Annotated in this window: 11 protein-coding genes; 4 read left to right on the forward strand and 7 right to left on the reverse strand. The window is 61.3% G+C overall.

The features are described from left to right. Positions 1-133 precede the first annotated feature (133 nt). Both ACP_RS01010 and ACP_RS01015 read left to right on the forward strand, forming a co-directional pair. On the forward strand, positions 134-1,192 hold the full coding sequence (locus tag ACP_RS01010; protein WP_012680605.1) for an NAD(P)-dependent alcohol dehydrogenase: 1,059 nt from the start codon (positions 134-136) through the stop codon (positions 1,190-1,192). Positions 1,193-1,289: 97 nt separating this feature from the next. Then, positions 1,290-1,685, forward strand: coding sequence for a (R)-mandelonitrile lyase (locus ACP_RS01015; RefSeq protein ID WP_012680606.1), 396 nt, complete (start codon positions 1,290-1,292; stop codon positions 1,683-1,685). A 243-nt stretch (positions 1,686-1,928) separates the two neighbouring features. Here ACP_RS01015 and ACP_RS17065 read toward each other — a convergent pair whose 3' ends face one another. From ACP_RS17065 to ACP_RS01030, 3 genes are all read right to left on the reverse strand, one after another. Beyond that, a complete protein-coding gene (locus ACP_RS17065) occupies positions 1,929-2,453 on the reverse strand; it encodes a vitamin K epoxide reductase family protein (protein ID WP_052294634.1) in 525 nt (174 codons plus the stop codon). Then, positions 2,450-3,454 (reverse strand): SDR family oxidoreductase, encoded by a 1,005-nt coding sequence (locus ACP_RS01025; RefSeq protein WP_012680608.1) that lies wholly within the window; start codon positions 3,452-3,454, stop codon positions 2,450-2,452. Before ACP_RS01025 ends, ACP_RS17065 begins: the two co-directional genes overlap by 4 nt. 138 nt (positions 3,455-3,592) lie before the next feature. After that, positions 3,593-4,033, reverse strand: coding sequence for an OsmC family protein (locus ACP_RS01030; protein ID WP_238525614.1), 441 nt, complete (start codon positions 4,031-4,033; stop codon positions 3,593-3,595). A gap of 246 nt (positions 4,034-4,279) precedes the next feature. On the opposite strand from ACP_RS01030, the gene ACP_RS01035 reads away from it, so the two are divergent. Next, the gene (locus ACP_RS01035; protein WP_148214968.1) at positions 4,280-4,780 is read left to right on the forward strand and encodes a hypothetical protein; all 501 of its coding nucleotides are present in this window, start codon (positions 4,280-4,282) and stop codon (positions 4,778-4,780) included. A 69-nt stretch (positions 4,781-4,849) separates the two neighbouring features. Here ACP_RS01035 and ACP_RS01040 read toward each other — a convergent pair whose 3' ends face one another. The 3 genes from ACP_RS01040 to katG form a co-directional block, all read right to left on the reverse strand. After that, positions 4,850-6,775: a sensor domain-containing diguanylate cyclase gene (locus ACP_RS01040; protein WP_012680611.1), complete on the reverse strand. Its 1,926-nt coding sequence runs from the start codon at positions 6,773-6,775 to the stop codon at positions 4,850-4,852. A gap of 167 nt (positions 6,776-6,942) precedes the next feature. Then, positions 6,943-7,536 carry a peroxiredoxin gene (locus tag ACP_RS01045; protein ID WP_012680612.1) on the reverse strand — a complete coding sequence of 198 codons (594 nt, stop codon included), beginning with the start codon at positions 7,534-7,536 and terminating at the stop codon, positions 6,943-6,945. A gap of 1,051 nt (positions 7,537-8,587) precedes the next feature. Then, the gene (gene katG, locus ACP_RS01050) at positions 8,588-10,786 is read right to left on the reverse strand and encodes a catalase/peroxidase HPI (protein WP_012680615.1); all 2,199 of its coding nucleotides are present in this window, start codon (positions 10,784-10,786) and stop codon (positions 8,588-8,590) included. 196 nt (positions 10,787-10,982) lie between these two features. Between katG and ACP_RS01055 the strand changes: the two genes are divergently transcribed. Continuing rightward, complete coding sequence (locus ACP_RS01055) at positions 10,983-11,849, forward strand: LysR family transcriptional regulator (protein ID WP_012680616.1); 867 nt, start codon at positions 10,983-10,985, stop codon at positions 11,847-11,849. Here the strand turns inward: ACP_RS01055 and dinB are convergent. After that, positions 11,829-12,953 carry a DNA polymerase IV gene (gene dinB, locus ACP_RS01060; protein WP_012680617.1) on the reverse strand — a complete coding sequence of 375 codons (1,125 nt, stop codon included), beginning with the start codon at positions 12,951-12,953 and terminating at the stop codon, positions 11,829-11,831. The two genes, ACP_RS01055 and dinB, sit on opposite strands and share 21 nt — an antisense overlap. Between the last annotated feature and the right edge of the window lie 81 nt (positions 12,954-13,034).

Below are 13,034 nucleotides of genomic sequence, written 5' to 3' on the forward strand. Positions count from 1 at the left end.
CTGCAATGCTTTGAGGGCGGCGATCGCCGTCCTCAATTTTTTTTGAATGCGTCAAATCCGCGGCCTTTCTCGCGGGCATTCTGTCACCAAAATTTTGCAGATCAACGCAGGGCTGGCGCATCAAAGGGGCATCATGTACAAAGCTAAGGCTTACGCTGCTATCAGTGCGGCCTCGCCGCTCTCTTCTGCTGTCATCGAGCGCCGCGAACCCAAAGAAAACGACGTACAAATTGAAATCCTTTACTGCGGTGTCTGTCACTCTGACCTGCACACCGCGCGCAACGAGTGGGCCGCCGCCGTGCAGACGGTTTACCCCTGCGTCCCCGGCCATGAGATCATCGGCCGCGTCACCAAAGTTGGCTCCGCTGTCACCCGGTTCAAAGCGGGTGACCGTGTCGGCGTCGGCTGCCTCGTCGGTTCTGACGGCACCTGCCCGGCCTGCAAAGAGGGCCTCGAGCAGTACTGCGCCGGAATGGTGCTCACCTACAACTCGCCCGATGCAGACACCGGCAAGGTGACCTACGGCGGATACTCTGACAGCATCGTCGTGGACCAGCATTTCGTCCTGCGTGTGCCTGAGAATCTTGATGCCGCCGCCGCCGCGCCGCTGCTCTGCGCCGGCATCACCACCTGGTCGCCGCTGCGCCACTGGGGCGTCACCAAAGGCAAGAAGGTCGGCATCGTCGGTCTCGGCGGACTCGGTCACATGGGCGTCAAATTTGCCCACGCTCTCGGCGCGCACACGGTTGTCTTCACCACTTCGCCCGGCAAGCGCGAAGACGCTCTTCGCCTCGGTGCCGATGAAGTCGTCGTCTCCCGCGACGCCAATGAAATGCAGAAGCATGCCGGCAGCTTTGACTTCATCCTCGACGCAGTCTCCGCCGAGCATGACATCAACGCCTACATCCACCTGCTCAAGCGCGACGGCAACATGACGCTCGTCGGCGCGCCTGACAAGCCGTTGCCGCTGTCTTCCTTTGGCCTCATCTTCGGCCGCCGCAGTGTCTCCGGTTCGCTGATCGGCGGCATCGCCGAGACGCAGGAGATGCTGGATTTCTGCGGCGAGCACAACATCACCTCTGATGTTGAGGTCATCCCGATTCAGAAAATCAATGAAGCCTATGAGCGCATGCTCAAGTCTGATGTGAAGTACCGCTTCTCCATCGACATGGCATCGCTCAAGAACGAATAATTCTCATCACAGTTACAAATGGGCCGGAACGATGCAGGTTCCGGCCCTGATCTTTTTTGAAGGCGCTCAAACACTACTCCCGTTGGAGGAAACACCCATGCAGATCACGCGAAATGGCTCCCAGCCCTCAGGCCGAGGGCCCGCCGAATATTTCACCGGAACGGTGCGGGTCGATCCGCTCTTTGCCGCGCCTGAGCCAGCCCGAGTGGCCGGCGCTTCTGTGACCTTTGAGCCGGGTGCGCGCACCGCATGGCACACGCACCCGTTAGGACAAACACTCATCGTCACATCAGGCTGCGGGCGGGTGCAACGTGAAGGGGGGCCGGTCGAAGAGATTCGTCCCGGCGATGTGGTCTGGTTTACACCTGGCGAAAGGCACTGGCACGGCGCATCTCCCAGCACTGCCATGACGCACATCGCAATTCAGGAGAAGTTGGATGGCAAAGTGGTCGAATGGCTGGAGCACGTCACCGATGCGGAGTACGCAGGCTGACCGCCACATGCTTCGCATCCTCTGAATGATTCGAGTACGCCTGTCCCTCCACATGTCTGACGCCACCCGCACGGAGTGAACCGAAAGTGTCCCGTTTTCATCGATGAAAAAGAAAAAAGGGAACGTGCCCCCGACGCCATCGTTGAAAAAGAAAGAAGGGAACGTGTCCCCGATGCCATCGTTGAGAATGAAAGCAGGGGGTGCCCCACGTCCGTCTGTTCGGACGTGGGAGCAAGCAAGCCTTCAATGCCTCTCTCGCCGCAACTTCCCCGCGCGATAACCAAACCACATCATCGCCGCAGTCGCGCCCGCCGTGCCCAGGCACCATGAACAGAACCACCCCTTGCGCACTTGCCCGGCCACTTTGCTTGCTGCCATCGCCGCATCCAGCCCCAGCTTCGCATGCCGTGCCACATTCATGCCTACGCTGCGGCTGGGCGAGAGCAGCAATCCCAGCGTCGTGCCATAGCTGGCCAGCCCCAAATAGCTGTCCGGAATCCCCAACGGCCGCGACCCTTCAGCCATCGTCAACCGGTCCGAATCAAAGCGCCCGCCCGGCGGGTCCGGCAAATGCTCGATCACTCCCGATTGATACAGTGCCACCGGCACCAGCGTCCCAATCGCCGCCACACAACTCGCAATCATGAGCCACTGCGGAACCGAACGCCGCTCTTCGGCAGAGCCGCTTCGCTCCCCGCCGCTGCATCTCGCCGAGACTGTCACTTCGTCGGTTACATATTCATAAATCACCTGCTGCGGCTCGCTCATGCGGACTTCCTCCACAGCGCGGCCGTCGTGACCGCGGCCGCTGCGAGGCCCAGCGCAATCCATCCGCGATTCAGATCCGCCTTCACCTGCGGACTGAAATTTTCTGACTGGCTGTCAAATGGTCCATGCGCACCATGCGCGCCCGGCACAAAGTCATACAGATTGTTCGCGCGCTCCGGACTATCCGGCTCCGGCCGCTGCTGCGCCTTATATCCCGTCTTGCCCAGATAGATATCGAGCAGACCCGGAATCACCTTCTGCCCCAGAATCGCCTGCACCGTCGAGCGTCCCACCCAATACTCGCGTCGCGGGCACTTCGCATACGCCGCGTGCGCCACCACCTCCGCCGCTACCTCCGGCTGAAAGATCGGCGGCACCGGTTGCGGCTTGTTCGGCAGGCGGCTCTTCACCCATGTGAACTGTGTGGTGTTCATTGCTGGCATCTGCACCACCGAGACCTTCACATTGCTCTTGTCATGATGCAGTTCGCAGCGCAGCGAATCCGTAAAGCCGAGAATCGCATGCTTCGAGGCGCAATACGCCGACTGCAGCGGAATGCTCCTCACTGCCAGCGCCGACCCCACCTGCACAATCGTGCCGCGATCGCGCGGCAGCATACGGCGCAGTGCGGCCATCGTGCCGTACACATACCCCAGATAGCAAACGTCCGTGGTCCGCTTGTAATCGTCGGCCGTCATCTCCTTGACCGGAGAAAACACCGACACCATCGCATCATTGATCCAGATGTCGATGGGGCCAAGTTCCTCTTCCACGCGCGCGGCGGCCTGCTCCACGGCATGGGCGTCAGCCACATCGCACAGCAGCACCAGGGCGCGGCCGCCCAGCGTCTCGACTTCTTGCTTGCACGCCTCCAGAGCTTCAGGATTCCGGGCAATCAGTCCCACGCTCGCCCCACGCTTCGCGAGGGCATGCGCAATCGCCCGTCCCAGCCCACCGGAGGCACCGGTCACTACTGCTACTTTATGATCGTTCGTTGTCATGTCGTCTCCCAATCAATTACTGGGAGACATGCAAGCACGGACTGGGTTGCCGCATGCGGCCCAGTCAGGCCGCATTTTCTCTCGCGGTCGGGTTGCTTTATGGTTTGAAAATTCCGGTCGAACAGACGCGCAAGGCGCTCATCCCCACACAAACTCCACCGGCTTCTCAACCTCAGGATGCAGGCTCTGATGCACCGGGCAGGTATGCGCCGCGCGCTCCAGCTTCTCGCGGTTCTCCGCGCTGACATCGCCCGGCACATGAATCTTCACAATCAGCTTCGCAATACGCCGCACGCCTGACGACGCCATTTCTTTCTCTACGCTCGCTGTCGCGCCGCTCAGGTCTACGCCGAGCGTGCGCGCCGCAATGCCCATCACCGTGAGCATGCATGAGCCGAGCGCCGTCGCCACCAGATCGGTCGGAGAAAAGCTTTCGCCCCGGCCATGATTATCCTTGGGCGCATCGGTTGTGAGCGCCGTCCCTGAAGGACCATGCACCGCCTCGCAATGCAAATTTCCTTCATACTTCACATCGATATGAACCATCGTGACTCCTTGCAGGTAGTTGTGTCGCGGCATCAACGCGCTTGAGCTGCGCTGCGCTGCACAATGCCAGCTCTTTCATGGTAGGCCACGCTGCTTATCGGAAGCGCGCACACGATCGATCCACATCAGAACTCAGCCTGTATTCTGGTGACAACAAATCCATTGCTTTGGTTTCAACCACCGTTTCTGCGCGGCAATTCAGACTGCATGCGCGGAAGCAAAATCGCGTTTTCAGCCCTCGTTCTATCCATAAAAACGAAAAATCAAAGGAATAAGCTCATGAACGAAAAATCCTCCGGTCCCAAGCCAACTCCTGCGCCGTTCCCTCCAGATCCCATCAAATTCCGCACTACCAGTTGGCCGCCTCCCTGTGAGCCACGCCTGCCGCATGAGGTGAACGTGCAGCCGGGCATGCACCCGGCATGGGTGGCGGGCATCGAAGCTCTGAGCGCTTATCAGCACTGGGTCAACGCCTGCGTGCTGCCCATCGCCTTCCAGTGGATCGAGGAGCACAAGCCCGAGGTCTACGCCAACATTCCCGAAGAGCTCAAAGACGATGTCGGCGTCGTCATCGCCGCTGCTTTCCGGCTTATCCAGGAGCTTCCCATGTACCAGCGCGGAAGAACCCAGCGCGCCGCCTATGAGGCCGACCCGCAGAATTCCGGCTTCGATCCCTCCACCGCCAATCCGGTGTGGCGAGAGATCACGCAGAAGATTCGGCAGGGAACTGAAGAAGCTTTTGAGGGTCAGGCTCCGCTGCTCGGCGACACGGCGAAATAGCTTGCCGGCTCCGCAAGCTGGCAGGAATCACGGCCCTGTCCTGCCGGCTTGCGAGTCCGCGTTTCTCTTCTACAGCGACTCCATCAGGCTCTCGCCCGCCCCGACATCCATGCTGGTGGCCACCACGCAATTGCGGCCGCTCGCCTTGGCCCGGTAGAGGGCCGCGTCCACCACGCGAATCATCTCCTCCGCGCCATGCTCCATCGAGCCGCCCGAGGCCACGCCAAAACTCGAGGTCACGCGCAGAGGCCTCTCTCCATTCCCGATCTCCGCCATCTCCACCGCGCGGCGCAGTTGCTCGGCGCGCGAGCAGGCTACGTCAAATTCCGAGCCCGGCAATATGATCAGGAACTCCTCGCCCCCATAGCGGCCCACCCAGTCATAGGGCCGCACCAGCCGTTCCAGCAGCACGCTGATCTCTTTGAGCACCAGGTCGCCCATCGGGTGGCCATGCTCGTCGTTGATCCTCTTGAAGTGATCAATGTCGGCCAGAATCACGCTCAGCGGCGTGCCATCGCGCCGCGAGCGCTCCACCTCGCCGCGCAGCCGCTCCATCATGATGCGGTGATTCCACAGGCCGGTCAGGCCATCGTGCTCGGCATAGTGGCGCATCTGTTCGCTGGCGCGCTGCAGCTCAACTCTTTCGCGCTCCATCGCCTCCCGCTCGCGCTCATCGCGGTGAAAGCTCGTGTAGACCATGTAGGCAATCGACACAATCAGCAGCGCGGCGGTGATCGTGGGCAGCGTAATCGCGCTGCCGCCAAAGGTGAACAGCGGCGCTTCAATTTTGTCTGAGATCGACCAGCCCGTGTACTGCCGTCCCTGCTCCAGCACGTCCAGCGACACGACAATCATCTGGTCCAGAAAGGCCAGCGCAGCCAGCAGCCAGCGCGCGGCATCCGGCCGCTTGCGCCTCGTCACCGCGACAGCCACCAGCACTAGCGGAAAAATCTCCAGCGGCGTCTGCACAATGGTCGATGCCAGGTCCGCTCTCTGCGTCAGGCCAACCCATCGGGCGCTTCCGCTCAGGCTCACCACGATTCCGTCGAACGTGCAGTTGAGAATGCTGATCCACGCCAGCACGGCGGTCAGCCTGCGCAGCGTGCGAATTTCGCGCAGATCGAGCAGCCACAGCAGCAGAAACCACAACGCGATGCTGCCCATAGCCGAGGCCGGCTGGGCTGCGCCCATGCTCACCTCATACGGCAATGGAATGTGCGCGTCGAGCAGCAGAAAGTTCGCCACCGGCGAGATCGCAAACAGCGTCATCCAGAAGAGCAGCCAGCGCTTCCGGTGACGAACCCATGTCAAAAAACTCAGCAGGCCAATCACGCCATACAGCAGATTTTCGCCGAGCAGAAACTGGTGGCTACTCAGCCACTGATAGTTCAGCGCGCCACGCGCATTCGCAATGGCCTGCGGACTGCCCACTTCCGGTGCTCCCTCAAAGCCGCCCAACTCGCCCGGGTCATCCGAGAGCAGCGGCGCCTTCCACACCCGCACCGCCAACACACCATCGCGCGGCCGCCCCAAAGAAAATACCTGCGGCGGCTCCGACATGTACCACACCGGATGCGGGGGCAACTCGCCGTTCTGCCCGATCAGCACGCCATCCCAATAGATCTGATAGGCGTTGTCCACCTTGCGCAGCAGAATCGACAACTCCGGCGGCAGGTCCGCACCGGCAGAAGAAAATCTCAGGTGGCAGCGGTACCAGGCATATCCCACATAGCGCATGTGCCCCTGGTCGCCCCAGGGCTTGTCGGCCGTAACCCGCTGCCAGCCGGAGTCATCCAGGCCCGGCGCAGCCCACGCCGGGTCATCGCCCACGTGAAACTCCCATGGCCCATGGAGCGCCACTGTGCCCTCGCCCACATTCCGCACCGCGACGGTCGCCACCGGCGCGGCTGCCTGCTCCGCATGGCAGACCAGCGCCGTCAAGGCCAGCAATCCCACCGCGGCCAGACGGCGCAAGTGCAAGCAAACTAAGGGCATGCGCCCAGCATACTCCGCCTGGCCCGCGCGCGGAATACCTTGCCGGGCGCTCCCCGGCCGATCCCTTAAAAAGCAAACCCCGCAGACCATTCGGTGTCTGCGGGGCTTTCAATAGATGGAGTTCAAAAACAGCTTTGACAACTCCTGAACCGGCAACCAGCCAGTCGCTACTTGTGGTCGAGCTTCTTCACCACGGCCAGCGCCTTCGCCACGTGCTCGGGCGGTGAGAGGTGATCGGCTTCAGACGAAAACTCCGACACAATCTTGCCCTTCGGATCAATCACGAACGTCGTGCGGGCAAAGAATCCGTGGTCAATCTCCACGCCGCGCACATCCTTGGCTCCGGCCACCGCTCCGGCCGCCTCCACGCCATACATCGCGCCGATGCTGCCGCTCGGGTTCGACGCCACCGGAAAGCGCCCGGCGCAAAACTTCGGGTCGGCGGAGAACTGCTTCAAGCGCGCAATGCTGTCTTCTGATACGCCGATGATCGTCGCCCCCGCTGCGGTGAACTTGTCCTTTTCCTGGGCAAAGGTGTGGGCTTCGAGGTCGCAGCCGCCCGTGTAGGCCGAGGGATAGAAGTACACCACCACCGGGCCCTTCGCGAGTGCGGCCTTGAGCGAGAAGTGAAATTCCTTGCCCGCCAGCGAAGCCGGAGCCGAGAACAGCGGCGCGCGATCGCCCGGCTTGAGAGCAGCGGCAAAGGCCGTGCTGCAGAGCGCGGCCACCAGAGCCACGCCAAAGATCAGATTCTTTTTCACGAGCATCCTCCCTGCTGGCTTCCAGTCAGTGAAATACGCGCGGCGTTCCAGCAGAAACGCCTCACGAGGTACGAGCATAGCAGAGCCGCGAAAACATCTGTTCATCCCGCCAAAAGCGCAGGTGCCGCCCCATACCCTACGCGTCATTCTGAGCGAAACGAACCGGGGTGGGAAGAATCCCGGCGATGCCGCAATCACTTACACCGCCCGAAGTTTCTCCCACCATTCCCGCCCTCACGCCGCCATGAAGGGTACTGGCTTCAGCCCGTACATCCCCGCCGCAAAAAGAAAAGCGGCTTCAGCCCCTGAGGGAATTCTCGACTAACGATGCGTCATTCTGAGCGAAGCGAAGAATCCCGGCCATTTCCCGGCATCCAAACGCCGCCCGAAGTTTCTCCCACCATTCCCGCCCTCTATGAAGGTACGGACTTCAGCTCCTGAGCATCCCGCGAAGCACGAGCCATCCTCTCCGCCCGCCGGGAAAATCACCCTGATCCGATATGCTGGAGTAGAGGGAAAGCTCCACGCCTTCGGCAGCCCGGCACGCGATCCAGGAGACTCCGCCTCTCGTGGCGCGCGGCCGTGTGAATCCGGATTCGCATTTTCCTCCCGCGGAACCGGGCGCGGGCCGTAGACTTCTAAGCCATCTAGAATCAGCATTATGGGGGGCATCTCCCCGGCCTCTTCTCCATCTTTTCCGCTTCTTGCAAAAAAGCGCAGCAATGTGAATCTATATTCACATTTAAGCCAGCGGGGGAATGCAGTGTAATCCTCTATTTATCAATGGTTTGAAGGAGCACTGGCAGAAATGTCCACGTGTCAATCCATTCCAGCAGGAAAAAATGCCTGAAAAGCGAATCCGTATTCACATTTTCCGGTAGTTTTCCCAAGTATAAGAAAGTAAATCGCTTATGCCGGGTTCTACTCTGGCCTCCCCAGCATGCTCTAAAGAAATGCGATTTCATATTCACATTTATTTGCCAGGGTCCCAACACAAAAAAGCCGGAGCGCGCAACAGCGCTCCGGCAGGTAGTTCAACGGGGGAGGGGGACTACTTCTTCAGGTCAAACCGATCCAGGTTCATCACCTTGGTCCAGGCCGCCACAAAGTCCTTCACAAAGGCCTCTGTACTGTCGCTCGTGGCATACACCTCGGCCAGCGCCCGAAGCTGCGAGTTCGAGCCAAAGACCAGGTCCACAATCGACGCGGTCCACTTGATCTGGCCCGTCTTGCGGTCGCGGCCCTCAAATTCGCCCGCAGCCTTCTCTGACTTGGCCCAGGCCGTGTTCATGTCGAGCAGGTTCACAAAGAAGTCGTTGGTCAACGTCTCCGGCCGGCTGGTGAAGACGCCGTGCTTCGACTGGCCATAGTTCGCGCCCAGCGCGCGCAGTCCGCCCACCAGCACCGTCATCTCGGGTGCCGTCAGCGTGAGCAATTGCGCCTTGTCGATCAGCAGGTACGCCGCAGCGTCTTCGAGGCCCTTCTTCGCATAGTTGCGGAAGCCATCGGCCTTCGGCTCCAGCGGAGCAAAGGTCGGCGCATCGGTCTGCTCCTGCGTCGCGTCGGTGCGGCCCGGCGCAAAGGGAACCTTCACGTCATGGCCGGCCTTCTTCGCGGCAGCTTCCACACCGGCATTGCCCGCCAGCACGATCAGGTCGGCCAGTGAAATCTTCTTGCCGCCCTGCTGCGCGCCGTTGAACTTCTGCTGAATGCCTTCGAGCTTTGCCAGCACCTTGGCGAGTTCCGCGGGTTGGTTCGCTTCCCAGTTCTTCTGCGGCTCCAGACGAATGCGCGCGCCGTTCGCGCCGCCGCGCCGGTCGCTGCCACGGAAGCTCGAAGCCGCCGCCCACGCCGTTGACACAAGCTGCGGAATCGTCAGCCCCGAGGCCAGCACCTCGGCCTTGAGCGCTTCCACGTCGGCATCGTTGACCAGTTCGTGATCCACGGCCGGCACCGGATCCTGCCAGATCAGCTCTTCCTTCGGCACCAGCGGACCAAGATAGCGCGTGATGGGGCCCATGTCGCGATGCGTCAGCTTGTACCAGGCGCGGGCAAAGGCATCGGCATACTTGTCAGGATGCGCCATGAAGTCCCGGCAAATCTTGTCATAGGCCGGGTCCGTGCGCAGCGCAATATCTGAGGTCAGCATGCTGGGCTGGTGGCGCTTCTTTGCGTCGAAAGCGTCAGGCACCGTTCCGGCTCCCGCATCGCCCTTGGGCTTCCACTGGTGCGCTCCGGCCGGGCTCTTGGTCAGCTCCCACTCGTAGCCGTAGAGGGTTTCAAGATAGCTCATGTCCCACTGGGTGGGTGTCGGCGTCCAGATTACTTCCAGGCCGCTGGTGATCGCGTCCTTGCCCACGCCGGTGCCAAAGCTGTTCTTCCAGCCGAGGCCCTGTTCTTCGATGGAAGCGCCCTCCGGCTCAAGCCCCACGTGGCTAGCCGGGGCCGCGCCATGCGTTTTGCCAAAGGTGTGGCCGCCGGCGATCAGGGCAACCGTCTCTTCGTCGTTCATCGCCATGCGGGCAAAGGTCTCGCGAATGTCGCGGGCCGAGGCGAGCGGGTCGGGATTGCCGTTGGGGCCTTCCGGATTCACATAGATCAGGCCCATCTGCACGGCTCCCAGCGGATTCGCCAGCTCGCGGTTGCCGCTGTAGCGCTCATCGCCGAGCCAGGTCGTTTCCGGACCCCAGTTGATGTCCTTTTCCGGCTCCCAGATGTCCTCGCGTCCGCCGCCAAAGCCGAAGGTCTTGAAGCCCATCGACTCCAGTGCGACATTGCCGGCCAGAATCATCAGGTCGGCCCATGAAATCTTGCGGCCATACTTCTGCTTGATGGGCCAGAGCAGACGGCGGGCCTTGTCCAGATTCACGTTGTCAGGCCAGCTATTGAGCGGCGCAAAGCGCTGTGCGCCACGGCTGGCGCCGCCACGGCCGTCATAAATGCGATAGGTTCCGGCCGAGTGCCATGCCATGCGAATGAAGAGCCCCCCGTAGTGGCCGAAGTCCGCCGGCCACCAGTCCTGCGAGGTAGTCATCAGGGCGTGCAGGTCTTTCACCACGGCATCGAGGTCGAGGCTCTGGAACTCTGAGGCATAATCGAAATTCTCTTCCAGCGGATTCGACAGGGAAGAGTGCTGGTGCAGAATGTCAAGATTCAACTGCTTGGGCCACCAGTCGCGATTGCCCTTGGCTCCTGCTTCTGTATTCGCATATGCGCCGCCCGCGAACGGGCATTTGGATTCGGTCGACATTTCATCTCTCCTGCAAACGGTTCGTGCCCCGCGCCTGAATTGGCTGGCGCTCCGGGCTTTGTGGGTGAATGATTCTTTGTGAAAACGCGGCAAACAGACGCTCATGAAATACCGTTTGCCTCGACGAAACGACTGTAGCATCCTGAGGATGGATAGCTCCAATACATTGTTCCCATTGAAGGTATAGGCATTTCCTATGGAGTTTCATCAACTTCGTTATGTATGTGCGATTGCGGAAACAGGTAACTTCAGCCGCGCGGCGGAGCGGTGCCAGGTCGCCCAGCCTTCGCTGTCGCAACAGGTGCTCAAGCTCGAAGAAGATCTGGGCGTCAAACTTTTTGACCGCCTGGGCCGCAGCTTGCGCATCACCGAGGCGGGCCGTGCCTTTCTGCCGCATGCGCGTTCCATTCTGCACCAGATGGAAGCGGCCCGGGCAAGTGTCGCCGGCAAGAGCAAGGATGTGCGCGGCAGCGTTGCGGTGGGCGTGATTCCGACCATTGCGCCCTACCTTATGCCGCGCTACACGGCGGCGTTTGCCAGAAAGTATCCCGAGGCACGGCTGCGCATTGTGGAAGAGACAACGCCGGTGCTGGTCGAGAGCTTGCGCAACCTTTCCATTGATCTGGCAGTGCTCGCCCTGCCACTGCGGCATAAGGATCTGGAATGTATTCCTCTTCTCACAGAGCCGATGTTTGCGGTGCTGCCCAAAGATCATCCACGCGCCAGTGCCCAAACGCTCTCGCTCAAAGATCTGCGCGGAGAGACCTTTGTCATGCTGCGCGACGGCCACTGCTTTCGCGACCTGAGCCTTGCGGCCTGCTCGCATGCGCGAGTCACACCGCGCATCGCCTTTGAGAGCGGGCAATTCCGCAGTCTGTTTGGCATGGTGGCGGCGGGCATGGGGGTGTCCCTGGTTCCGCAAATGGCCATGGACCGCAGTGCAGGTTGCGCTTATGTACGGCTGAGCGATGCGCGCGCGGCGAGAACCGTGGTGGCGGCGACTCTGCGCGGGCGCAGCTTCAACCATATGCAGCAGGCATTTCTACGAGGCATTCAGCCGTAAGCCCGCAAAGATATCCCCGGCATCTTCCGCCGCATCCGGCTCAGGATCGCGGAAATTGCTGAGGCCCACACCAATCAGGCGATAAAGACGGTCCGCGCCCAGATCGACGCGCTCGCGCAGACTCAAGGCGATCGCCGTGAGTTCTTCGCAGCTTGCGGGCGGTGTCTCTGGCGTCAGGCTGCGTGTGTGAATGTGAAAGTCGCCGGTCTTGAGTTTCAGCACCACCGTGCGCGCGATGCGGGCCTCGCGGCGCGATGCGTTCCAGACCTTTTCTGACAACCGCCGTATCACCGGCTCGGTCGCCGATAGCGGAATGTCGGCCTCGAAGGTGTCTTCCGCCGAGACCGACTTTGTGGGCCGATTCGGCGTGACGGGACTGTGATCCACGCCGCGCGCAAGGTGATAGAGCCGCAGCCCATACCGGCCAAAGTTGGACTCGAGCGTAGCCAGGTCATAGTGCTGCAGGTCGCCGGCCGTGCGAATGCCAAGCCGCGCCAGCCGCTCCTCCGTGACCTTGCCAACGCCGGGAATGCGGCCCACCGCCAGCGGCGGCAAAAAGGTAGCAAGGTCCTGCGGCTGAATCACAAAAAGTCCATCGGGTTTGCGCCAGTCCGAGGCAATCTTGGCCAGAAACTTGTTGGGAGCAACGCCGGCCGAGGCCGTCAGAGACAGTTCTTCGCGAATCTGTCTCCGGATAGTGATGGCCACCTTGGTAGCGGTGGGCAATCCCGTCTTGTTGTGCGTGACGTCGAGGTAGGCTTCGTCGAGCGAGAGCGGCTCAATGAGATCGGTATGGCGCTCGAATATCTCGCGCACCGCGCGAGATACAGCCTTGTAGCGGGTGAAATCCGGCGGCACAAAGATGGCCTGCGGACAGAGCCGCTCGGCGGTAACGGCCGGCATGGCCGAGCGCACACCGAACTGCCGCGCTTCATAAGAGGCCGCGCATACCACCGAACGCCGGCCGCGCCAGGCGACCACCACTGGCTTGCCGCGCAACTCCGGGGCATCGCGTTGCTCCACCGAGGCGTAGAAAGCGTCCATGTCCACATGAACGATCTTGCGCGGCGTCGCGGGTTGCGGAGAGAGCAGCGTCTCAGCCATGCGCCTATTGTAGGCGAATACAGGGCGAAAGTGCGCGGAAGAGCGCAGTCCGTGAAGACTCAGCCAACCCGGGACCGACTC

The sequence above is a fragment of the Acidobacterium capsulatum ATCC 51196 genome, from assembly GCF_000022565.1.
Taxonomy (GTDB): domain Bacteria; phylum Acidobacteriota; class Terriglobia; order Terriglobales; family Acidobacteriaceae; genus Acidobacterium; species Acidobacterium capsulatum.

Coding starts and splice junctions, on each gene's coding strand:
- katG (WP_012680615.1), bottom strand. CDS start 10,786: ATGTCGACCGAATCCAAATGCCCGTTCGCGGGCGGCGCATATGCGAAT.
- dinB (WP_012680617.1), bottom strand. CDS start 12,953: ATGGCTGAGACGCTGCTCTCTCCGCAACCCGCGACGCCGCGCAAGATC.
- ACP_RS01055 (WP_012680616.1), top strand. CDS start 10,983: ATGGAGTTTCATCAACTTCGTTATGTATGTGCGATTGCGGAAACAGGT.
- ACP_RS01015 (WP_012680606.1), top strand. CDS start 1,290: ATGCAGATCACGCGAAATGGCTCCCAGCCCTCAGGCCGAGGGCCCGCC.
- ACP_RS01025 (WP_012680608.1), bottom strand. CDS start 3,454: ATGACAACGAACGATCATAAAGTAGCAGTAGTGACCGGTGCCTCCGGT.
- ACP_RS01040 (WP_012680611.1), bottom strand. CDS start 6,775: ATGCCCTTAGTTTGCTTGCACTTGCGCCGTCTGGCCGCGGTGGGATTG.
- ACP_RS01030 (WP_238525614.1), bottom strand. CDS start 4,033: ATGCCGCGACACAACTACCTGCAAGGAGTCACGATGGTTCATATCGAT.
- ACP_RS01035 (WP_148214968.1), top strand. CDS start 4,280: ATGAACGAAAAATCCTCCGGTCCCAAGCCAACTCCTGCGCCGTTCCCT.
- ACP_RS17065 (WP_052294634.1), bottom strand. CDS start 2,453: ATGAGCGAGCCGCAGCAGGTGATTTATGAATATGTAACCGACGAAGTG.
- ACP_RS01010 (WP_012680605.1), top strand. CDS start 134: ATGTACAAAGCTAAGGCTTACGCTGCTATCAGTGCGGCCTCGCCGCTC.